General features: G+C 63.5%; 21 protein-coding genes and 1 tRNA gene. 3 read left to right on the top strand and 19 right to left on the bottom strand.

Annotated features, from left to right (window positions below; all coding sequences use genetic code 11):
- Positions 1-22: 22 nt before the first annotated feature.
- From epsF to F1609_RS12935, 7 genes are all read right to left on the bottom strand, one after another.
- Positions 23-1429, bottom strand: coding sequence for a chain length determinant protein EpsF (gene epsF / locus F1609_RS12905; protein ID WP_167076841.1), 1407 nt, complete (start codon positions 1427-1429; stop codon positions 23-25).
- A 68-nt stretch (positions 1430-1497) separates the two neighbouring features.
- Positions 1498-2286: a polysaccharide export protein EpsE gene (gene epsE, locus F1609_RS12910; RefSeq protein ID WP_167076842.1), complete on the bottom strand. Its 789-nt coding sequence runs from the start codon at positions 2284-2286 to the stop codon at positions 1498-1500.
- A gap of 52 nt (positions 2287-2338) precedes the next feature.
- On the bottom strand, positions 2339-3340 hold the full coding sequence (locus F1609_RS12915; protein WP_308609383.1) for an EpsD family peptidyl-prolyl cis-trans isomerase: 1002 nt from the start codon (positions 3338-3340) through the stop codon (positions 2339-2341).
- A gap of 232 nt (positions 3341-3572) precedes the next feature.
- On the bottom strand, positions 3573-4955 hold the full coding sequence (locus tag F1609_RS12920) for an undecaprenyl-phosphate glucose phosphotransferase (RefSeq protein ID WP_167076843.1): 1383 nt from the start codon (positions 4953-4955) through the stop codon (positions 3573-3575).
- A gap of 8 nt (positions 4956-4963) precedes the next feature.
- A complete protein-coding gene (gene epsL, locus F1609_RS12925; protein ID WP_229421859.1) occupies positions 4964-6229 on the bottom strand; it encodes an XrtB/PEP-CTERM-associated polysaccharide biosynthesis outer membrane protein EpsL in 1266 nt (421 codons plus the stop codon).
- A gap of 40 nt (positions 6230-6269) precedes the next feature.
- Entirely contained in the window at positions 6270-6989 is a 720-nt protein-coding gene (locus tag F1609_RS12930) for a CAAX prenyl protease-related protein (RefSeq protein ID WP_196785435.1), read from the bottom strand.
- A 50-nt stretch (positions 6990-7039) separates the two neighbouring features.
- On the bottom strand, positions 7040-8935 hold the full coding sequence (locus tag F1609_RS12935; protein ID WP_167076844.1) for an ATP-binding cassette domain-containing protein: 1896 nt from the start codon (positions 8933-8935) through the stop codon (positions 7040-7042).
- 181 nt (positions 8936-9116) lie between these two features.
- Here F1609_RS12935 and F1609_RS12940 point away from each other — a divergent pair.
- From F1609_RS12940 to F1609_RS34555, 3 genes are all read left to right on the top strand, one after another.
- A tRNA-Arg gene (locus F1609_RS12940) sits at positions 9117-9191 on the top strand.
- Between the two features lie 378 nt (positions 9192-9569).
- On the top strand, positions 9570-9869 hold the full coding sequence (locus F1609_RS12945; RefSeq protein ID WP_167076845.1) for a hypothetical protein: 300 nt from the start codon (positions 9570-9572) through the stop codon (positions 9867-9869).
- Between the two features lie 274 nt (positions 9870-10143).
- The gene (locus F1609_RS34555; RefSeq protein ID WP_167076846.1) at positions 10144-10500 is read left to right on the top strand and encodes a tyrosine-type recombinase/integrase; all 357 of its coding nucleotides are present in this window, start codon (positions 10144-10146) and stop codon (positions 10498-10500) included.
- Positions 10501-10781: 281 nt separating this feature from the next.
- On the opposite strand, the gene F1609_RS12955 is transcribed toward F1609_RS34555, so the two are convergent.
- The 12 genes from F1609_RS12955 to F1609_RS13005 all read right to left on the bottom strand — a co-directional run bounded on the left by F1609_RS12955 (position 10782) and on the right by F1609_RS13005 (position 22151).
- The gene (locus tag F1609_RS12955) at positions 10782-11717 is read right to left on the bottom strand and encodes a CHAD domain-containing protein (RefSeq protein ID WP_167076847.1); all 936 of its coding nucleotides are present in this window, start codon (positions 11715-11717) and stop codon (positions 10782-10784) included.
- Positions 11718-11794: 77 nt separating this feature from the next.
- Positions 11795-12769, bottom strand: coding sequence for a mechanosensitive ion channel family protein (locus F1609_RS12960; RefSeq protein WP_229421860.1), 975 nt, complete (start codon positions 12767-12769; stop codon positions 11795-11797).
- Positions 12727-12942 (bottom strand): hypothetical protein, encoded by a 216-nt coding sequence (locus F1609_RS34560; RefSeq protein ID WP_229421861.1) that lies wholly within the window; start codon positions 12940-12942, stop codon positions 12727-12729. The genes F1609_RS12960 and F1609_RS34560 overlap by 43 nt, the downstream gene beginning before the upstream one ends.
- 112 nt (positions 12943-13054) lie before the next feature.
- Positions 13055-13549: a CCDC90 family protein gene (locus F1609_RS12965; RefSeq protein ID WP_167076848.1), complete on the bottom strand. Its 495-nt coding sequence runs from the start codon at positions 13547-13549 to the stop codon at positions 13055-13057.
- A gap of 140 nt (positions 13550-13689) precedes the next feature.
- On the bottom strand, positions 13690-14271 hold the full coding sequence (locus F1609_RS12970; RefSeq protein WP_167076849.1) for a hypothetical protein: 582 nt from the start codon (positions 14269-14271) through the stop codon (positions 13690-13692).
- A gap of 142 nt (positions 14272-14413) precedes the next feature.
- A complete protein-coding gene (locus F1609_RS12975) occupies positions 14414-14806 on the bottom strand; it encodes a RidA family protein (protein ID WP_167076850.1) in 393 nt (130 codons plus the stop codon).
- Position 14807: 1 nt separating this feature from the next.
- Positions 14808-15971, bottom strand: a complete 1164-nt coding sequence (locus F1609_RS12980; protein WP_167076851.1) for an acyl-CoA dehydrogenase family protein — start codon at positions 15969-15971, stop codon at positions 14808-14810.
- A gap of 1 nt (position 15972) precedes the next feature.
- Complete coding sequence (locus tag F1609_RS12985) at positions 15973-16827, bottom strand: enoyl-CoA hydratase family protein (RefSeq protein ID WP_167076852.1); 855 nt, start codon at positions 16825-16827, stop codon at positions 15973-15975.
- 8 nt (positions 16828-16835) lie between these two features.
- Complete coding sequence (locus F1609_RS12990) at positions 16836-17327, bottom strand: MarR family winged helix-turn-helix transcriptional regulator (RefSeq protein ID WP_167076853.1); 492 nt, start codon at positions 17325-17327, stop codon at positions 16836-16838.
- Entirely contained in the window at positions 17327-19699 is a 2373-nt protein-coding gene (locus tag F1609_RS12995; RefSeq protein WP_167076854.1) for a bifunctional salicylyl-CoA 5-hydroxylase/oxidoreductase, read from the bottom strand. The genes F1609_RS12990 and F1609_RS12995 overlap by 1 nt, the downstream gene beginning before the upstream one ends.
- A 17-nt stretch (positions 19700-19716) precedes the next feature.
- Positions 19717-21345 carry an AMP-binding protein gene (locus F1609_RS13000; RefSeq protein WP_187363013.1) on the bottom strand — a complete coding sequence of 543 codons (1629 nt, stop codon included), beginning with the start codon at positions 21343-21345 and terminating at the stop codon, positions 19717-19719.
- Between the two features lie 86 nt (positions 21346-21431).
- Positions 21432-22151 (bottom strand): response regulator, encoded by a 720-nt coding sequence (locus tag F1609_RS13005; RefSeq protein ID WP_167076855.1) that lies wholly within the window; start codon positions 22149-22151, stop codon positions 21432-21434.
- Between the last annotated feature and the right edge of the window lie 48 nt (positions 22152-22199).

The following is a 22199-nucleotide window of genomic DNA, read 5'->3' on the forward strand; positions in this document are numbered from 1 at the left end:
TCGGGCGCGGGCAGGCTGCTAGTTAGCCCAGGCGCAGGCGGCGCGGCAGCAGCGAATTGATCGCGCTGTAGCGGCGCTTGGAAGCGGTCCAGTCGATCACGCCGAGCACCGGCATCTGCAGCACTTCGGCCATATCGGTTTCGGAGCGCACGCGGCGGTCGATCATTTCGGTCAGCAGGGCGAAGCCCAGGCCCAGCATCACGCCCAGGAAACCCGACAGCATGGTGTTGAGCATGACGCGCGGGCCGCTGGCGTTCAGCGGCGCAGTGGCCGGATTGAGCACGGCAATGTCGGACTGTTCGGAGGCGCCTTCGATGCGGGTTTGCGAAAAGCGCATCGAGGTGGCGTCGAACGCGCGCTGGGCGCTCTCGACATCCTTGGCCAGCACGCCGAGTTCGTCGCGGCTGCGGTTCAGTTCGAGTACCTTGGCCTTCTGGGCCGCCAGCGCCGCGCGCACCGCGCCTTCGCGCTGCTGCAGGATGGCGGCGTTGTTGCCGACGCTGCTGGACGCCGAGCGCTGCTGCGACGACAGGTTGGCGTTGATCTTGTCGACTTCGGCCTTGATGCTCAGGTATTGCGGATGGTTCACGCCCAGGCGCTGGCCGACTTCGGCCAGGCGCGATTCGGCCCCGGCCAGCTGCACCTTGAGGTTCTGGACCAGCGGATTGGAGGCCACGTCGGGCGAATCGGCGGCGCGCGAACCCTGCGCCATGCCCTGGCGCGAAGTCGCTTCCATGGCCTGGCCCTGGGCCGCGACCAATTGGGCCGAGAGGTCGTTGAGGCGGTTCGATTCGACGTCGAGACGGTTGTCGACGCTGACGATGCCATTGTCCTGCTGGTACTTGGAGAGGCGGCTCTGCGCCGCTTCCACGTTACCGCGCAGCATTTTGGTCTGTTCGTTGAAGTAGGCCGCGGCCTTTTTCATCGGCTCGACCTTCAGTTCAATGGCCAGCTTCTGGTATTCCTCGGCGAAGGCATTCGCCACGGCCGCCACGAATTGCGGATCGGCGCCCTTGAAATTGATTTCGACCACGCTGCTTTCGCGCGACGGGACCACGTCGAGCTTGACCAGCAGCAGGTTGGCCAGCCAGTCGCGCACGGTGCCCTTGCCGCCGGTGGCTTTGCGGAACTGCTCGACCACGGTCGGGTTTTCCGCCATTTTCAGCTGGTCGACCACCCTCCCGGCCACATTCTTGCTGCTGATGATGTCGATCTGGGTCGCCATATACCCCGGCAACAGCTGGCTCGGCATGGCAATCCCGGTCAGCGGATCGACGCCCTTGTAGTTGAGCAGCACGGACGCCGTGGCCTGGTAGGTCTTGGGCATCGACAGGCTGACCATCAGGGTCAGCGTGACGGTGACGATCAAGGTCGCCAGGATGATGTACTTGCGCGCATACAAAATCAGCAGGAACTGGGATAAATTCATTTAGCAACTCTCAATGTGGTGCGGCGGCCGGGGCCGGGAGCGAAGGCCACTGGCCGGGGCCGGGAAAATCAGAACCAGCTTTCCTTGACGAAGACGACATCGTCCACTTGCAGCAGGTCGTCCTGCTTGGCGTCGATCAGGCGGATCTTGCCGTCGGCGTCGCGGCGCTTGATCACCAGGCCGCGCTCGGTGCCGCGCATGGACAGGCCGCCGCCGGCCGACAGGGCCTGCACCACGGTCATCGAGCGCTCGAGGCGGAATGCACCCGGACGCTGGACTTCGCCGTAGATATAGAACTTGGGCGCACGCTCGACGTACAGCACGTCGTTGCCGGACAAGACGTAATCCTTGTTGAGCTGGCCGTTGCGCACCATCTCGACGACGTCGATTTCTTCGCGCGTGGTCTTGCCGTCGCGCGTGCGGACCAGGCTGAGGCGGTCGCCGCCTTCGCTGTTGATGCCGCCGGCCATGGCCAGCAGGTCGATCAGGCTGCGCTTGCCTTCGATCGGGTAGCGGCCCGGACGGTTAACCGCGCCCAGCACCGATACCTGCTGGCTCTGCACTGCGGTGACGATGACGTTCACTTGCGGCTTCTTGACGAAGTTGCCCGCTTCCAGCATGGAGGCGATCTTCTTTTCGGCGGCGGCGGCCGACAGGCCGGCCACCGGCACCTGGCCGATCAGCGGATAGCTGATGTTGCCGCCTTCGCTGACCCGGGTTTCCAGGGTCAGGTCGGGACTGCCGTAGACCGACACCTTGAGCACGTCGCCCGGGCCGAGCGGCAGGTCGGCGGCGCTGGCCGCGCTCATTGTCAAGGTCGTCAGCAAAGCCATCAGGCCATGTACCAGTTTGTTCATATGTATCACCCTATTGATTGGTTTCAGTTGTCGGAACGGCGGCCGCAGCCGATTATTTCAGGCCGGCCACGCCGCGCGCGGTGGCGGCATCGTCGGCGCCCGGGGTGGCTGCCGGCTCGGCCGGGGCCGGGGTCGCCGCGACAGGCGCCGGCGCGGCCGGGGCCGGCGTGGCCGCGGTGGCGGGGGCCGGCGTGGCGGCCAGGGTCGGCGCCTTCAGGTAATCGATCTTGGCGGCGCTGCGCAGGCGCTTGAGCTCGGCATCAGCCGCGTCCTTGGTGCGTTTGTTGAACAGGAACTTTTCGATCTGCGGCGCCGCCACTTCCAGCGTGGCCGGGTTGTCGCGCACGTCGACGATCGAGACCAGCATGCTGCGCTCGCCTTCCTTGACAATAAACAGCTGGCCCTTCGGCATGCTTTTCAGCTTGGCCGACATCTCCGGCGCCAGGTCGGAGGTGGTGCGCGACGCCTGGGTACGCATGAACTTGACCTTGTTGGCGTCGAACCAGACGGCGACATCGTCCAGCGACTTGGCGTTCTCGGCCACGGTCTTGACTTCCTCGCTCAGATCCTTGGTCTGGATGACCAGCTGCTTCATGTCGAACTGCTTGCGGTTGGCAAAGAAGTCCGGGTTCTTGCTGTAGTAGTCGTTCACTTCGGCAGGGGTCGGACGCGGCACGGCGCCGACTTTTTTCTGCATGTAGGCCTGGGCGATGATCAGGGCCTTGGCCCGTTCGATCGCCTGCACCACTTTGGGATCGCGGTCGGTCTTGTCTTTGGCCGCTTCGTTCTGCAGCAGCTGGCGGTCGATCAGGGCTTCGACCAGCTTCTTGCTGGCGTCGGTCTGCTGGGCCGGCGGCACGTTGGCCAGCATCAGCTCCTCGCTCAGCTGCAATTCGGTGATTTCTTCTCCGTTGACGCTGACCAGCGCCTGCCCCACTTTGGGCTTGCTGTCCTTGTTGCCGCAGCCGGCCAGTCCGGCCAGCGCCACCATGAGGGCGGCGCACAGCAAACGTTTGTGTGAAGGCGGCGACATGGCCAGGGTGGAGATGTTCAATTTAGTCCTCGAATTTTTGTTATAAAGCTTGATTAATACACAACGACATTGCCCGGATTATTACACATTTCGGCAAATCGATGCGTTTAAATGGTGCCGCCATTGCGCACCGCATCATGCTCTGCGCACTGTGCCGGAGCATGCTCGCAGAGCCTCATTTTAGCGCGTTAACGATGACAGCGAAACAACTTTGCTGCACTGCGGCAGACGCTTAAGTCTCCCTTAATCCGTCTCAATGCGCGTTCTCGCGGCTGAACACCACTTTCACGGTCTTGACGATGATCCACAGGTCGAGCCAGAGCGACCAGCTGCGCAGGTAGTCGAGGTCGTACTGGATGCGCGCTTCCATCTTGTCCAGCGTTTCGGTCTCGCCGCGCATGCCGTTGACCTGGGCCCAGCCGGTGATGCCGGGCTTGACCTTGTGACGCAGCATGTAGCCCTTGATCAGCTTGCGGTACTGCTCGTTGTGGGCCACCGCGTGCGGACGCGGACCGACGATGCTCATGCGCCCCTGCAACACATTGAAGAACTGGGGCAGCTCGTCGAGCGAACTCTTGCGCAAGAAGGCGCCGACCCGGGTGATGCGCTGGTCGCCCTTGCGCGCCTGCACCACGGTGTCGCCGTTTTCGGTCACGGTCATCGAGCGGAACTTGTAGACGATGATCTCTTCGCCATACAGGCCGTAGCGGCGCTGGCGGAAGATCACCGGCCCGGGCGAGGTGAATTTGACGGCGGCGGCGATGACCAGCATGATCGGCAGCAGCATCAGCTGGATGACCAGGCCGAGCACGATATCGCTGGTGCGCTTGATCATGCTGTTCAAGCCCATGAACGGGGTTTCGCAGATGGCGATCACGGGCATGCCGCCGACGTTGTCGAAACGCGCCTGCATCAGGTCGAACACATAGATATCGGGCAGGAAATAGACCGAGGCCGTGGTGTCCTGCAGCTCGTCGAGCAGCTTGCGGATGCGCGGCTGGGCCGAAATCGGCTGGCTGATGAAGATCATCTTGATGTTGTGTTCGCGCACATAGGCGGCGATATCGGCCATCTTGCCCAGCATCGGATGGCGCAGGTTGGCCGGATGGCGGTCTTCGGTGCGGTCGTCGAAAAAGCCGTGCATTTGCATGAACAGGTTCTTGTGGCGCTCGCAGATGCCGGCGAACTTGAGGCCGACATCGTTGGCGCCGATCACCACCACCGAACGCATCTCGGTATTGTTGCCGGGACCGACGGAGACGCGCCGCACCGCCAGGTGGCTCACCAGCATGATGATCGGGGTGGCGACGAACCAGGTCAGCACCACCTGATTGTCGTAATAACCCGACAAACCGCTGGCCGAACCGAGGAACAGCAGCACGCACACGGTCAGCACCCAGCCGAACACGGTGTCGCGCACATACGCGACCATGCGCCCGCTGCGCCAGGTGCGGTACGGATCGACGTGCTGGTAGACGGCCGAGGAAACGAAGAAGGCGAGAATCATCAATACCAGCGAATACCCCGTGAACGGCTCATGGAAGTACATTGACGCCACGTACAGGCTCCCCATGATGATCAGGGGATCGAGCACGCGCTGGAAAAACGAAATTAAGGGGATGTCATTGACCGTCATGGGCACCTTTAGAACTGCGCATTGGCGTTCACCGAAACCGTGTTCGCCTTGAAGCTTCCATTGCCGAGGAAGCGCGCGCCGCTGCGCTCCTGGTGGATGAAAGAGGTTGAAAATTGCACTGTTTGCAGGGGCGACCAGGTCGCGCCCACGCTTGCCTGGCGCAAGGTGTCGCTCAGGTCGTCCGGCGAATTGTTCAGCAGCCGGCCTTCGTAGGAGCGCTGTTCGACGCTCGCGTTGGCGTCCACGCGCACCTTGGCGCTGGCGTCCCAGCTGGCGCCGGCGCTGATGCCGCGGTTCAGGCTGAAGGTATAGAAGTAATTCTCGATGGCGGAAAACTCGCGCCAGGCGGCGGTATTGAGGCGCAGTTTCTGGCGCGGAGTGAAGCTGGCCGTGACGCGCCCGTTAAAACCGCTGACGTCGCGCGGACCCGACTGCGCATTCTTGCGCCTGGCGTAGCCGGCCAGCGCCTGCACCGTGGTGATCGGGGTGGCGCGCCAGACGATGCGCGCCTTGAGCTCATCCTGCTCGTAATCATCGTCGCGCACCACGCCGGCCAGGATGCGCTCGTTGAGGTACTTGCCGGAGAGGCGGCGCACGACCAGGCCGGCGCTGCTGCCGCTGCGCGGCAGGTAGTCGAAGCCGGCTTCGACGGCGTCTTCGGTGCGGTCGTTGTAGCGCTGCACGCTCAGCTCATACGTATACTTGTCGCGCGAGGCGGCCCCGCGCACGCGCCAGCTCGGATGCATGCGCCAGGCGGCGTCGACAAACTGGCGCCGCTGCACGCGCAGATTGCGCTCGCGGCTCTGGAAATCGGTGTACGGCGCCAGGGTCTGGGCGTAGGTCGCCCCCAGGCTGCCTTCGAGATGGTTGGCCAGTTGCCAGTTCCAGGTGCCCTGGAAATCCTTGCCGTCGTAATCGAGCTGCTTGAAATGCGAAAAAGCCACCTTCGACAGCTTGCCCTGGGCCTGGATGCGCTGGCGGCTCCAGGTTTTATCGAACAAGACCCCGACCACGCTCTGGCGCGCCGAATCGCTGCGCTGGTTGTCGTAACCGGGCGACTCCTCGGACAGGCGGAACAGGTTGTCGTCGTAGAAATAGCCGAGGCCGCCGTAAACATGCAGCGGATCGGACGGCCCGGCCCAGGCCTGGCCGCCGCCGGCGCCGAGGGCGAGCGCCAGCGCCACGGCGCGCGCGCACGTACGCTTTCCAGCGCGCAATGCGACGCGCGCGGCGGCTTGCGCACGGTGCTGAGAGGATGGCAAGGATGAAGGCATTTGTTAGTCTTTGTTCAAGTCGGATCGAATGGGCGAGATATTACCAGTATGTCCAATTTCCTGTTCGCACAATCCACACCCCGAGAAGGCCATTCGTGACGGCGTGCGCGAGGATGGAAGACCACAGGCTTCGTTGTTTCATGTACAACAGGGAATAAGCGGCGCCGGCGACCATCCCGGCCAGCCACAGGTTATGCTCAAATCCAAACAGCACGACCCCAATCACAACACTTTTGAGGCTTATTTGCGCTGGATCAAGCAAGTGGAAGGAATCCGAATCGATCCAGCGCATCAGGAAGGAGCGCCAGAACAGTTCTTCCATGACGGGGACGACCAGGGCGGCCCCGGCGATGCGCACGGCCACCATCAGCCAGTCGATGCGCCCGCCGGTAGTGGGATTGAAGCCGTCGGGCGAGCCGATCACCATCCAGCTGGCGTCCAGGCTGACCCACAGCACCAGCACCAGCACCCCGGTGACAAGGGCGACGGCAGTGGCCGTCAGGCCCAGGTCCCAGCTGTGCAATTCGGTGTAATCGCGCCAGAACCAGGCCAGGGTGGCCAGCACGGCGCCGATCTTGAGCGCGTACATCCAGCGCAGCGCCTGGAGCTCGATGCCCAGGCGGGCCAGGACATCGACCGCGATGATGAAGAAGATATAAACCAGGAAAGGCAGGATGCGGACCCATGCCGCGCGGCTGAACATCGGAACGTTGGCAGCGGCAAGCGCCGTCAGGTCGTGTTGTTCATTGCGTTCGGACATAGTGCTTCATCTGCCAGGCATAACGCCCGCTCCAGTTTATTCGTTGGTGATCATCCCTTTGAACGGGCTTCGATCAGTTCCCACTTTTCCAGCGCATCGCTCAGAAGCTGATCGATGTCGGCGAAGCGCGCATTGAGGCGCTTGGCGTCGGCTGGGTTGGTCCTGTAAAAGTCCGGTGCATTGAGTTGCTGCGTGATGGCCGATTGCTCGTCCTCCAGGCTGGCTATCAATAATGGCAGCTCATCGAGCTCGCGCTGTTCCTTGTTACTTAATTTTACCTTTTTAGCAACAGGAAGGCTAGGAGTTGTTGTAGGATTTTTAACAGGCGCCTTGATTGTCGCGGCCGGGGTTTGTGCCTTGACGCGTTCCCAGTCGGTGTAGCCACCGACGAATTCGCGCCAGTTGCCCTCTCCTTCGGCGACGATCACCTGGGTGACCACGTTGTCGAGGAAGGTGCGGTCGTGGCTGACCAGGAACACGGTGCCGGTGTAGTCTTCCAACAACTCTTCGAGCAATTCGAGGGTGTCGATGTCCAGATCGTTGGTCGGCTCATCGAGCACCAGGCAGTTGGCCGGCTTGGCGAACAGGCGCGCCAGCAGCAGGCGGTTGCGCTCGCCGCCGGAGAGCGACTTGACCGGCGAACGGGCGCGTTCCGGCGCGAACAGGAAATCGTTCAGGTAGGTCATGACGTGCTTGCGCGCGCCGTTGATCTCGACCCAGTCGCTGCCGGGGGCGATGGTTTCCATCAGATTGGCTTCCTCGTTGAGCTGGGCGCGCATCTGGTCGAAGTACGCGACCTGCAGCTTGGTGCCGAGGCGGACCGAGCCGCTGTCGGGCTGCTCTTCGCCGAGGATCATTTTCAGCAAGGTGGTCTTGCCGGCGCCGTTGGCGCCGATCAGGCCGACCTTGTCGCCGCGCAGGATGGTGCCGCTGAAATCCTTGACGATGACTTTATCGCCATACGACTTGTTGACGTTTTCCAAGTCCGCCACGATCTTGCCCGAGCGTTCGCCCGACGAGACTTCGAGCTTGACCTGGCCTTGCTGGTCGCGGCGCGCGGCGCGCAGCAGGCGCAGCGCTTCCAGGCGGCGCACGCGGCCTTCGTCGCGCACGCGGCGCGCCTTGACGCCCTTGCGGATCCAGACTTCTTCCTGGGCCAGGAATTTATCGAACTTGGCCGCTTCCACCTCTTCGATTTCGAGCTGTTCGGCCTTGCGCGTCTGGTAGGCGGTGAAATTGCCCGGATAGGACAGCAGCTTGCCGCGGTCGAGTTCGATAATGCGGGTGGCCACGTTATCGAGGAAACTACGATCGTGGGTGATGAACAGCACCGAACCTTTAAAATCGCGCAGCAGGCTTTCGAGCCACAGGATCGAGCGGAAGTCGAGGTGGTTGGTCGGCTCGTCGAGCAGCAGCACGTCGGGTGCGGAGACCAGCGCCACGGCCAGGGCCACGCGCTTTTGCATCCCGCCCGACAAGGTGCCCATGAGCGACTCGCCCGCCAGGCTCAAGCGGTCGAGGGTGGTGTCGACCTTGTTCTGCATGCTCCAGCCATCGGTCGCATCGAGCTGCACTTGCAGATCGTGCATGCGTTCCATCAGCGCATCATCGTCGCCCTGGCCGAACTTGCCGGTCAGTTCTTCGTATTCGGCCAGCATGGCGGCCTGGCCGCCCATGCCGGCGGCGACCGCGTCGAACACCGAGGTGGCCGGGTCGAAGGTCGGTTCCTGCTCGACATAGGCGATTTTGATGCCTTGTTGCATGACCAACAGGCCGTCATCGAGCTTGAACTTGCCCGAGATGGTTTTCAGCAGCGAGGACTTGCCGGTGCCGTTACGCCCGATCAGGCCGACGCGCTCGGTGGTTTCAAGGGAAAATTCCGCGTGATCGAGCAACGCGACGTGGCCGAACGCAAGTTGCGCCGACGAGAGAGAAATGACAGCCATAGAGGATGAGTGCGCAGGCCGGAAAACCGGCCGGATGAATGAATGAAGCACGCATTGTACCGACTCGGGACAGCTAGCACCCAATTTGCCGCCATTTAGGGCGCAAACCTCGGCTATAATTGCGGTCGATTCACGACACCGGGCCGGCCAAGGCGGGCGCCGATCGCCGAATCACAGCGTCCTCTCCGTAGCACAATGGATAGTGCACATGCCTCCTAAGCGTGGGATACAAGTTCGATTCTTGTCGGAGGGACCAAAAATCCGTTGAAAATCAATAGCTTATGATTTTCTCGCGACAGGAGTGTGACAAAGAGTTATATACTCTCAGACACTAGAGCTGTAGAGGAATCAGCGTCGGTTGCTGTGCTTTGGCGGGTTCGATTCCCGCCGCCTTCACCACTAGATAAGTTGTTGGCAGACCACGAAAGACAATGTAAGACCCTGATTTAATTGGGGATTCTTAGAAATCGAAAGTTGCCGGTTGTTGTCTTAGATAGTCTGTACTTGTCGTCGCATTCACACGTAAATCACACGCGAGTGACACGCAAAAAAAGCCCGACTCTGCTCGGGCTTTTTTACGTCGATTGGGAATCTCATGTTACTGTAAGCCAATAAATATTTCTATAAGAAACTTATGAAACGATACGCCTCTGCGCTCTTGCCCCTCGCCATCCTTTGCGCCTGTGACTCGAGCCGTCCGTCTGATAGCCTGATTGTGGAGGCCGTTGCGTCAAAAATTGCTTTTGTTGGCGGTACTCCGGACCAGATCAGCCTTGTCAAAAACGGGAGCGTGAGCGATGTTTCCTGTTCAGCGGGTGAAATAACCACTTGCGACTTCGAGATCAACAAAGTCAAACATACTGCTCTGTTCGCGAAAACTCGATATGGGCGCTGGGCGATTGCATACCCCTTCCGCATGAAGGCGTATCCGTAATCGTCAATCGCAACGGCGAGACACGTCAACAGATCGAAGTCCATATCTACAAGCGGTCGGCCGGCGCCGCGATCAGCGCGCACCCCCAGGACTGGCGTAATCTACCAGCCGGCCAGCCTCGTTCTTCACGCGCTCGAATCCGGTTAACGTGCACCGACCGTCGGCCGCCCACACTATATGCGGCTCGAACAATTCGAGTAGAGGCCTGGGTGGGCGCATAGTCCTCACTCCCAGGTCGGCCAACCTAAAGGCTGCAGCGCGTCTGCCGGCAGAGGTGATCTCCGCGATCAGCCTAGGCCCCGACAAATTCACTATCGACGATTTCGCCAAGTATTTTCCCGACTCGCCCTGGCTGAAGAAGCAGCTGGCGCCGGCTGGGTCGACCTTCAGAGAAATCGCAGCAACGTGGCTGCTCCTAGCCGGACAGGAGCTGGCCGAGACGTCGGTCAAGGAATACCGCAACACGCTCAATCGTTACTTTCTGCCAGTGTTCGGCGAGAAGCAGATCGCCACGATCACGTACGAGGATTTGTCGTTGCACATGGCGGCGGCCGACATCGCCAGCCTACGCACTGTCAACAACGTTATGATCCCCCTGCGCTGTCCTACTGGGCGAGGTTGCTGCAAATAATGCCTAAATGTGCCTTCCACAAATTCGATTCTTGTCGGAGGGACCATTGTTTCAGTTTGCCCGCACCCGCCTGTCTCCTTCAGCCTGGCGCAATTGATGCCCCCGGAAAACGGTTTTCGTCCGCTCAGTCAGCTGGGGAGCTATTTCTGCCTGGATCTCTTGCGCAACAGGCGCCGCTCTTGCTTGCTGCATGACGGACTGGCCGCCCTATCCACATACTGGTTCGCTGACACCCTTACCCGGCTGTATCCATGCAAACCGGGCGGGCGCAAACCGTGCCGTCAGCCCGGCGCGCGCAGCGGCACGAACCGTTTCCACAGCTTGCGCACCTTGCCGTCGCCCTGCGCGGCGCGTCCGGCCAGGTAGCCGCGCACGAATGCGGCTCCCTCGGCCAGAGCGGCATCGCCCTCGCTTAACTGCCCCAGCAGGCCGGCGGCCACGCTGGCATCGTTCATCAAGCCGAGTTCATCCTGCAAGCTGGCCAGCGCGCTGACATACGGACGCACGGTTTTGTGCGGATACAGCGAGGCGAAAAACTCGGCGGCGTAGCGGGTTTTCTTGGCGGCGATGCGGACCCGGTGGCGCGCTTCGGGATCGGCCTGCTTCAGTTTGCGCCCGCGCTTGAGCAGGCGCTGCTGGTCCTTCTCGAGAATGCCTTTGGCAAAGTCGGCGATGCGCATCTTGAGCCGCGCCCGGTCGGCCGGCAACTGCATTGCGCGCCAGCCGCGCTCGTCCAGCCAGCGCTCCAGGTGGCCGATCAGGTCCTGGTAGCGCTCGGACCCGACCGCCTCGCCGGCTGCGGCATGCAGCGCGTTGGCCTTGTCGGCGGCGGCCAGTTGCACCGGCACCAGCGGCGCCAGCGCCTCGACGCTGCCGCTGATCGCCGGCAAGGTCGAGCCGGCCAAGACATCCCAGTCACGCGCCGGTCCGAGTTGCGCCACCAGCCAGTCGAGCTCCGCGCGCAACGCCACCGGCAGGCTGAGCGCGTCGTCGAACATGCCCAGCGCCGCACGCAGGCGGCGCAGGCCGACCCGCATCTGATGCAGGCTCTCGACATCGTGGTACTTGATGACCCCGGTTTCGTTGGCTTCGATCTGGTCGAGGCAATTGCGCATGATCGCCTGGAAGGCTTTCTCGACGTTCATGCGCGGCGACAGCTTGAGCGCATGCGCCTTGACTGCCTTGGGTGTGGTGGGAAATCTGACTGCGGTATCCATATGGCACGTTCCTCCTTGAAGACATTGTGCGCGGAAACGTCATGCGATGCCATTTCGTTACCGCAGCAAAAGACTATTCAGGACGGCTGCTTGCGCGTCAATACGACGTTGTGCAGCGCCGCCGGCTTGGCGGACGCGGCCGGCCTGGCATTGTCGGGACGCGCCACCCGCTCGATCAGCATATGGCGCGATGCCCCGACCGTGGACACCCCCAGTTCCTCGAAGGCCTCCATGGCGTCGAGCAAAATGGCCTGCTGGATATCCATGTAGCGACCGTAGGAAGGATCGAGCACATGGAACACAACATCGAACTCGAGCGCTTCCTGGGTCACGCTTTTCAGGTGCACGCGGTCGTAGCGCACGCCTTCCTGGCGCTCGATGATGGCGCGCAGCACACCCGGCACCTGGGCCGCCTGCGCCCTGGTGGTCGACGGATTGGCGCGCAACAAGAACTGCACGCGCCGGGTCGACATGCGCTTGAAGTTGCGCAAGGTGTTTTTCAGCAACTCGGCGTTGGCGATCACAATCTGCTCGCCGCTGTCGGAGCGGATGCGGGTGGTCTTCAGGCCCACGTGTTCCACATTGCCGGAAAAGCCGGCGACGCTGATCGAGTCGCCCACTTCAAACGGCTTGTCGACGGCGATCGACAGCGAAGCGAACAGGTCGCCCAGCACATTTTGCACCGCCAGCGCCACCGCGATGCCGCCGATGCCCAGGCTGGCTACCAGGGTCGAGACATCGATGCCGACGTTCGACAGCACGGCCAGGAAAAACACCACCCACAGCACGGTTTTGAGCACCCAGACCATGAGCGTGTTGGCCACGGTGGCGGGCGCGTCGGGCGCACTGGCGCGGCTGCGGAAGTAGCGCTGCGCACCGACGCTGAGCGCGCGGTCCAGATACAAGGCCAGCTGCGCGCCAAGGGTAATGAACCACAGGTGGCGCACGCGCTCGGACCACGGCGCGCCGAGGTCGAGCACGGTCAGCCCGAGCAGCAGCGCGGTGATCATCAGCGCCAGCTTGCTGGTACGCGCCAGGGTGGCCTTGAGCAATTCGGCAGCCGGCCGGTCGGCCCTGCCTGCTCGCTCAGCTTGGCCAGGTGGTGGCGGAACAGCACCACGGCGCCGTGCAGGATGACATAGCTGCCCACGGCCACGCCAGCGGCGAGCAGCCAGTTGCCAGGATCGATCCCCGCCAGCGGGGAGGTAAAGGTACGCATATCCAAATTGGGTCTCCTTCGAATGCGGTGGCCGGCTTGAGGCAAGCCGCCCGAAAGCCGCAGCCTACAAGCTCAGCATGAATGCTGTCGCACATTTCAGTAAGGAAACCCCAGCTCGTCATCGACCTTCCCCGGCTGGCGCCTGGGGCGAAGCGAGCGGCGCCGCCGGTGCGCGGGTTGCCGCCGGCCGTTCGGACAGCGGCGCAACAGGCGAGGCTGGCGGCAGGCGCGCAGCGAGGCTGTTGATCTGGGCTCCCAGATACACGCCATGGCCCGCAATGGCAACAAACACAGTCGTGGCAATCCCGACGCACCACTTCATGTTACTCATCAACGCGGCATTGACGTCCGCTCGTAATCTGTCCATTTTTTCGTTCAGCGCCAGACGCAATTCGTTCAGTTCGGAACGAAGCTTGTCCACTTTTTCGTGCATATCGAGGCGCAACTCGGCCAGGTCGGCCTTGGTAGCCAAGGTCGGCAAGATGGTGTCGAAACGCGTTTCAAGCACGGTAAGGCGGCGGTCAAGCGCGAAATCATGGGGCGGGCCTCCACCGCCGGCAAGCGGCGCCCCTTGCTTGCCAGGCTCCGGCGGTCCGTTGGGCACGGCGTTCATACTCATCTACATTCTCCAGTTTGTCGCGGCGCGCGACGCACCATTAATCGTAAGCGTGTACGTTTGCAGTCACTGTACTTTCCACGCGCATCTTGTGGTAAGTCGAGCAAGGTTCAGTGGAGGGGAATACATTGAAAAACTCAACGCTGTGTGGGCGGCGAACCATCAGGTACCGGGCGATGAGGAGTGGGCGTCAATGGCGCGGTGATGACAGGCAGACGGGCAGAGAGATGGCTGATCTGATTACTGACCTGATTACTGAAATGAATAAAGACACCGACAAAGCTGAATATAACGGTGATAGCAAGTGCACCGAACCACATCATCGCCTTCATCAAGGTAGCATGCACCTCATTGCGCAACATCACCATTTCTTCGCGAAGATCCGACGCTAATTCACTCATTTCCCCGCGCAATTCGCAACCCAGCGCATCTATTTTTCCACGTAATCCGGAACCCAGCGCATCTATTTTTCCACGCAATCCGGAACCCTCTGCGTCTATTTTTCCAAGCAACTCAGATCGTATTTTCTCCACCTCCAGTCGCAAGGCACCCAAGTCGGCCTTGGTAGCCAAGATAGGCACGATGGTGTCGAAACGCGTTTCAAGCACGGTAAGGCGGCGGTCTAGCGCGAAATCATGGGGCGGGCCTGCACCGCCGGCAAGCGGCGCCCCTTGCTTGCCAGGCTCCGGTGGCCCGTTGGGCACGGCATTCATACTCATCGACATCTCCCTGCTGGCACGGCACGCGCCGCGCCATCAAAGATAGTCTAGTACGATTGACCTCGTCGCGCTTTCCATCCGCGTCTTGTCGTAAATCAGACCAGGTACGGATGAGGGGAACCAATCAAGAAAAGTAGAGCGCTCAGGCCGGCACGATCGCCGTCACCTCGATTTCCACCCGCGCCCGGTCCTCGATCAGGCCGGCCACCTGCACCGCCGTCATCGCCGGAAAATGCCTGCCGATCACATCGCGATACGCAGCCCCGACCTCCTTGTGCGCGCCAAGGTACTCATGCTTGTCGAGCACATACCACGTCATGCGCACGATGTGCTCCGGCCGCGCGCCGGCCTCGGCCAGCACGTCGACCACATTCTGCAGCGCCTGCCGCACCTGTCCGGCGAAGTCATCCGTGTGGAACACGCCCTGCCCGTCCCAGCCGATCATGCCGCTCACACACACCGTGCGTCCGCTGGCCGCCACCCCGTTCGAATAGCCGCGCGCGCGCGCCCAGCCTTCCGGTTGTAAAAAGTCCATGCTATCCCTTCCCTTCCGGCGCCGCCGTTGCCACCACCTCGCGCAGCAGCTCGCGCGCGATGATCAATTGCTGCACTTCGGTGGCGCCTTCATAAATGCGCAGTGCCCGGATTTCGCGGTACAGCCGCTCCACCGGATGCTCGCTGACCACGCCCATCCCGCCGAACATCTGCAGCGCCGCGTCGATGACCTTCTGCGCCGTTTCGGTGGCCGTCATCTTGGCCATCGCCGCTTCCTTGGTGACCTTGCGGCCCTGGTCGCGCTGCCACGCCGCGCGGTACGTCAGCAGCGCGGCCGCGTCGATCCCGGTCGCCATCTCGGCCAGCCTGGCCTGCGTGAGCTGGAAGTCGGCCAGGGTCTGGCCGAACATCTTGCGCGTGCTGGCATGCGCGATCGCCTCGTCAAACGCGCGCCGCGCAAAACCCAGCGCCGCCGCCGCCACCGAGGTGCGGAACACATCGAGCGTGGCCATCGCCACCTTGAAGCCCTGCCCCGCCTCGCCCAGGCGCTGCGAGCCTGGGACGCGGCAGCCATCGAAACGCAGCCGCGCCAGCGGATGCGGCGCGATCACCTCGATCCGTTCTGCCACCGACAAGCCCGGCGTAGCGGCATCGACGATGAACGCGCTGATCCCGCGTGCGCCGGGCGCCTCGCCGGTGCGCGCAAACACCACGTAGAAGTCGGCGATGCCGCCATTCGAAATCCAGGTCTTCTCGCCATTCAAGACATAGTCGTCGCCGTCGCGTAGCGCAGCGCACTGCATCGCCGCCACGTCCGACCCGGCCTGCGGCTCGGACAGCGCAAACGCCGCAATCGCCTCGCCGCGCGCCACGCGCGCCAGGTAGCGCTCCTTGTTGGCGGCGCTGCCGAACAGCGAAATCGCGCCCGATCCCAGGCCCTGCATGGCAAACGCAAAGTCGGCCAGCCCATCGTGGCGCGCCAGCGTTTCGCGGATCAGGCAAATGGCGCGCGTGTCGATGCTGCCAACCGCATGATCGAGCCAGCCGCCCGCGCCGAGTTGACGCACCAGCGTGCGGCAGGCGTCGTCGACATCGCGTCCGTGCGCCGGCGCCAGAGTGGCGCTGGCCCAGGCGTCGAGCTGTTGCTCCAGCGCGGCGTGCCTGGCGTCGAAAAAGGGCCAGTCCAGATAGGTTTTGTCAGCCATTTCAATCCCCCTCGAACACCGGGCGCTGCTTGGCCACGAAGGCGTGATAGGCGCGGTGAAAGTCATTGGTGGCCATGCAGATGGCCTGGGCCTGCGCTTCGGCCTCGATGGCTTCGTCCACGCCCATGTTCCACTCCTGCTGCAGCATTTTCTTGGTCATGCCATGCGCGAAGGTCGGCCCGGATGCGAGCGATGCGGCCAGCGCCTGTGCGTCGGCCAGCAGCGCATCGGGCTCGCTGATACTGTTGAAGAAGCCCCAGCGTTCGGCTTCAAGGCCCGACATCGAGCGCCCCGTGTACAGCAGTTCGGCGGCGCGTCCCTGCCCGATCACGCGCGGCAGCAGCGCGCACGCGCCCATGTCGCAGCCGGCCAGACCGACCCGCGTAAACAGAAACGCTGTCTTGCTGCGCGCAGTGCCAAGCCGCATGTCCGACGACAGCGCCAGGATCGCGCCGGCGCCGGCGCAGATGCCGTCGACCGCGCTGATCAGCGGCTGCGGGCAGGCCCGCATTGCTTTTACCAGGTCGCCCGTCATGCGCGTGAATGCCAGCAGGCCCGGCATGTCGAGCTGCGTCAAGGGCCCGATGATGTCGTGCACATCGCCGCCCGAACAAAAATTCTCGCCCGCGCCGGTAATCACCACCGTCTTCACATCGTCGGCATACGCCAGTGCGCGAAACAGGTCGCGCAGCTCGGCGTAGGAATCGAAGGTGAGCGGATTTTTGCGCTCGGGGCGGTTCAGGGTCAGGGTTGCCACTGCGCCCTCGACCTCGAAACGGAAATGGGTGGCCTGGTACGACGCCAGCGCGCTGCGGTTGCCGGGCAGCTGCTGCGCCTGGCCTGGGAGGTAACGCATGGTATTCCTTATTGAAGATGCTGTTTCATTTGCGAGAGCAGCGCGATGAGCTGCCCTTTGTCGTCGGGCGACATATCCTTAAGCAGGTCGGCGATCCACTCCTCGTGCACTACCGCCATTCTGGCAAACGCGGTATGGCCCTCTTGCGTGAGCTTGACGCTGTAGGCGCGCCGGTCTTTCGGGTCGGGCACGCGCACCACCAGCGCCTCTTGTTCCAGCTGGTCGGTGATGCCGGTGATGTTCCCGCCGGTGACCATCATGCGTTTGGACAGTTCGCCCATGCGCAGCCCGTCCGGATGGCGCTCCAGCTGCGCCATCAGATCGAAGCGCGGCAGGGTGATGTCGAAGGTCGTGCGCAGGCGGCTGCGGATTTCGTTCTCGATGCGCACCGTGCACGAAAGCATGCGCAGCCACAGCTTGAGCGACTGGTGATGGTCTTGCGTCAGGCGGCTGGCCAGGTCCAGCCCCGCGCCGCCATGTTCTTGATTGATCTCGTCCATCAGCCCTCCAGCAGCTTGGCCGCGACCTGCTGCGGGGTCAGGCCCGCACCAAGGGCGGCCAGCTGGCGTTCGCGTTCCAGGTTGCGCTCGAGCTGCTGCTTGGCCGGCCGGTACGGCTTGGGCCAGGCGATCGCCGAAAAACCGATTTTCGCCGTCTCGGCCAGCGTCCACGCCGGGTTGGCCAGGTGCGGCCGCCCCACCGCGCACAAATCGGCGCGGCCGGCGGCGATGATGCTGTTGGCGTGATCGGCCTCGAAAATCGAGCCGACCGCGATCGTCGGAATCTTCGCCTCGTTGCGCACGCGGTCGGCGAACGGGGTCTGGAACATGCGACCATACACCGGCTTTTCGCGCTTGCTGACCTGGCCGGAGGAACAATCGATCATGTCGGCGCCGGCGTCCTTGAACAGGCGCGCGATCTGCACCGCGTCAATGGGCGTGATGCCGCCGTCGACCCAGTCGTGCGCCGAAATGCGCACGCTGATCGGTTTGTCCACCGGCCAGGCGGCGCGCATGGCGCGGAACACACGCAGCGGATAGCGGCAGCGGTTTTCCAGCGTGCCGCCAAACTCGTCGCCGCGCCGGTTGGTCAGCGGCGAAATGAACGACGACAGCAGATAGCCATGCGCGCAGTGCAGCTCCAGCCAGTCGAACCCGGCCTCAAGCGCGGCCCGCGTGGCGCGCACAAAATCGGCTTCGATGCGCTCCATGTCCGCCAGCGTGGCGGCGCGCGCGGTCTGCGACACGCCCTCCAGGTACTGTTCGTCGGAGGCTGCCACCAGTGGCCAGTTGCCGTTCTCCAGCGGCTGGTCGATCCCGTCCCACATGGCGCGGGTCGATCCTTTGGGGCCAGCGTGGCCCAGTTGCAGCGCGATCTTCGCGTCCGAACTGGCGTGCACGAAGTCGACGATGCGCTTCCACGCCGCCGTATGCTCCGGTGCGTACATGCCGGGACAGTTCGGGGTAATGCGCGCATCGGCCGACACGCAGGTCATCTCGGCAAACACCAGCGCCGCGCCACCCAAGGCGCGCGCGCCCAGGTGCACCAGGTGGTAGTCGCCGGCCACGCCATCGACCGCCGAATACTGCGCCATGGGCGAAACCACGATGCGGTTCTTCAGCGTGACCCCGCGCAGCTTGAACGGCGTGAGCATCGGCGGCATGCGCGCGCCAGGCGGCGCCTCGATGCCCGCCTGCTCGCAGGCGCGGCGCGCGATCCAGGCTTCGAAACCGGCGACGTAGGCCGGGTCGCGCAGGCGCAGGTTTTCGTGCGACAGGCGCTGGCTGCGCGTGAGCATCGAGTACGCGAACTGCGGCGCCTCCATGGCGGTGTAGCGCTCCACGTTCTCGAACCATTCCATCGAATTGCGCGCCGCGCTTTGCAGCTTGAGCACTTCGACCGCGCGCACTTCCTGGTAGGCCGCCAGCGCCTGCGCCGCATCGGCATGCGCGCCAAAGCAGCGCGCAAGTTCGATCGCGTCTTCCAGCGCCAGCTTGGTGCCGGAACCGATCGAGTAGTGCGCCGAGTGGGCGGCGTCGCCCATCAGCACAACAGGCACAGACCCATTCCAGTGCACCCACTGCGCGCACACCACGCGCGGAAAGGTGATCCACATGGCCGAGCCACGCAGGTGCGGCGAGTTGGACATCAGCGCATGCCCGTCCAGCTGGTCGGCGAACAGGCGCTCGCAATACGCAATGCTCTCTTCCTGCGTCATCTGGTCAAGGCCGGCGCGGCGCCACACCTCTTCCGGCGTCTCGATGATGAAGGTCGAGGTGTCGCCATCGTACTGATAGATATGCGCCTGGAACCAGCCGTACTCCGTCTCCTTGAAGGCGAAGGTGAACGCGTCGAACTTCTTGCGCGTGCCGAGCCACACAAAGCGGCAGCGGCGCGCCTCGATATCCGGTTGATAGGTATCGGCGTAGCGCTTGCGGGTGCGGCTGTTCAAGCCGTCCGACGCAATCACCAGGTCGGCGCCATAGCTGGCGGCCAGCGCCTGGTCGTCCTCGACGTCGCTCTCGAACACCAGCTGCACGCCCAGCTCCTCGCAGCGCTCCTGCAAGATGTTGAGCAAGCGCTTGCGCCCGATGCCGCAGAAGCCGTGACCACCCGACGTGATTTTTTCGCCCTTGAAGAAGATGTCGATATCGTCCCAGTGATTGAACGACTGCAGGATGGCGCGCGCGCTCAAGTCGTCGGCGTTCGACAGATTGCCCAGGGTCTGGTCGGAAAACACCACGCCCCAGCCGAAGGTGTCGTACGGGCGGTTGCGCTCGACCACGGTGATCTGGTGGGACGGGTCCTGCTTTTTCATGAGCAGGCTGAAATACAGTCCGGCGGGGCCGCCGCCGATACACACAATATTCATGGGCTTGGTTCTTGGATTTAAGCAGAGCGCAGCTTAAAGCGCTGCAATTTGCCGGTTTCGGTGCGCGGCAGTTTGTCGGTGAACCTGAGCGAACGGGGATATTTATATGGCGCGATCTGCAGCTTGACGAAATCCTGCAGCTGGATGGCCAGCGCCTCGCCCGGCGCGAAGCCGGCGCGCAGCACCACATGCGCCTCCACCACCTGCCCGCGTTCTTCGCAGGGCCGTCCGACCACGCCGCATTCGGCCACCGCTTCATGGCGTAGCAGCACCTCTTCGACTTCGGCGCCGGCGATGTTGTAGCCGGCCGAGATGATCATGTCGTCGGTGCGCGAGCGGTAGTAAAAATAGCCGTCGGCGTCCATTTCGTAGGCGTCGCCGGTGAGGTTCCAGCCATCGCACACATAGTCCTTCTGGCGTTCGTCGGCCAGGTAGCGGCAGCCGGTCGGGCCTTTCACCGCCAGCCGGCCAATCACGCCCGGCCCCACCTGCTGGCCGTTTGCGTCGAGAATGCAGGCCTGGTAGCCCGGCACCGGCTTGCCGGTCGCCCCTGGCCGGATCGCATCGCCCGCGGCCGAAATGAAGATGTGCAGCAGTTCGGTCGCGCCGATGCCGTCGATCATGCGCAGCCCGGTCGCCGCCTGCCACGCCTCGCGCGTGGCCAGCGGCAGCGCCTCGCCGGCGGATACGCTACGGGTCAGGCTCGACACATCGTAGCCGGCGGCCAGTGGCGCCATCTGGCGGTAAAAGGTGGGCGCGGTAAAGCACACCGTGGCGCGGTATTTGTCGATGGCGGCCAGCAGCGTGTCGGGCGTGAGTTTTTCGAGCAGCACGCCGGCGGCGCCCACGCGCATCGGGAACAGCAGCAGCCCGCCCAGGCCGAACGTGAACGCCAGCGGCGGCGTGCCGATAAAAATATCGTCCGCGCGCGCTTGCAAGGTATGGCGCGGGAAGCAGTCGCAAATGGCCAGCACGTCGCGGTGGAAGTGCATGGTGCCCTTCGGGATGCCGGTCGTGCCCGAGGTAAAACTGATCAGGCACACGTCGTCGGCGGCGCTGGCGTGCGCGGCGAACGGCACCGGGTGGCGCGCCATCATGGCTTCGACCGAGGCCGGGTTGTCGGGATCGTTGAACATCACCACGTGGCGCGGCAGCGCCGAGACGGCGTCGATCTCGCCGCGCAGGCTGGCCGCGCACAGCACCGCGTCCACATTGGCCTTGTCGACGATGGCGGTCAGCTCGCGCGCGCGCAGCAGCGGCATGGTGGGCACCGCAATCAGGCCGGCTTTCAGCACTGCCAGCAGACACGCGGCCATCATCGGGTTGTTCGCGCCGCGCAGCAGCACGCGGTTGCCGGTGACCAGTCCCAGGTCGGCGCGCAGGACGTAGGCGATGCGGTCGACCCGGCGCTGGAGTTCGGAATAGGTCCAGCTTTCGTGCTCGCCGACGATGGCGATGCGCTCCCCCGCCCCGCCTTCGACGGCAGCGTCGAGCAGTTCGGCGGCGCAGTTCAGCTGCGCCGGGTACTGGAGTTCGGGCAGGTCGAACAGGAAGGCGGGCCACTGGCCTGGCGGCGGCAGGTGTTCGCGCGCAAAGCCGTCCTGGTAGGCCGAAGCGCTCAATGCCGATGCCGTCGAATGTGTCATGGTCGCCCCGGAAAAAAATCAATCGTTCACCGAGAGATACTTTAGACCTAAACTATCACAACATCAAGCGCTTTCGCGCAGCGGCGTCAGGCGCCGCCGCCAATGCGTTTGAGCGCTTCGCTCTGGTGCATCGCCGAGCGCACCACCTCGGCCAGCGCCAGCTTGACCCGGGCAGGATCGAGGGCGCCGGGCGGCAGCGCCTTGAGCGTGTCGGCCGCTCCGCTCAGGCCCAGGGTGAGGCAGCCGGCGTGCAGGCGTTCGATGCGCACATGGGCCGCGCCGTCCTCGCCGCGTTCGAGCAGGTCGGCGATGTCGGTGGCGGCGGCGGCCACCTGCGATTGCAGCCCGCCCAGGTAGACCATCAGGCGTTCGGCCCCGATCCCGAGGCGCAGCAGGGTCGCCTGCACTTTTTCGGCGCGCGGCGCCACCGCGATCGGGTCGCGCCCGGTCAGGCCGGCCATGTGCTCGCGCACCTGATCGCCCTGGAACGGCTTGACGATGTAACCCGACACGCCAAGGCCGCTGGCCTGGTCGACCGTATCGCGGTCGGTGGCCGACGAGACCAGCACGAACGGCATCGCGCCCAGGGCGCCGTCGGCGCGCACGCGCTGCAGCAGGTCCATGCCGGACAGGCGCGGCATGCGCAGGTCGCAGAAGCAGATGGCCGGACGCAGGCCGTTTTCAAGCTGGTCCCAGGCGTCGGCGCCGTCTTCCGCTTCGAGGATTTCGAATTTGCCGCAGGCGTCGATCAGGTGCATCAGCACCATGCGCGATACGATGTCGTCATCCACCACCAGAACCTTCATTTGGCCACCTCCGTACGCAGCAACGCCATAAAACATCCTTCTCCAGCC

The sequence above is a fragment of the Massilia aquatica genome (assembly GCF_011682045.1).
GTDB classification, from domain to species: domain Bacteria; phylum Pseudomonadota; class Gammaproteobacteria; order Burkholderiales; family Burkholderiaceae_D; genus Telluria_A; species Telluria_A aquatica.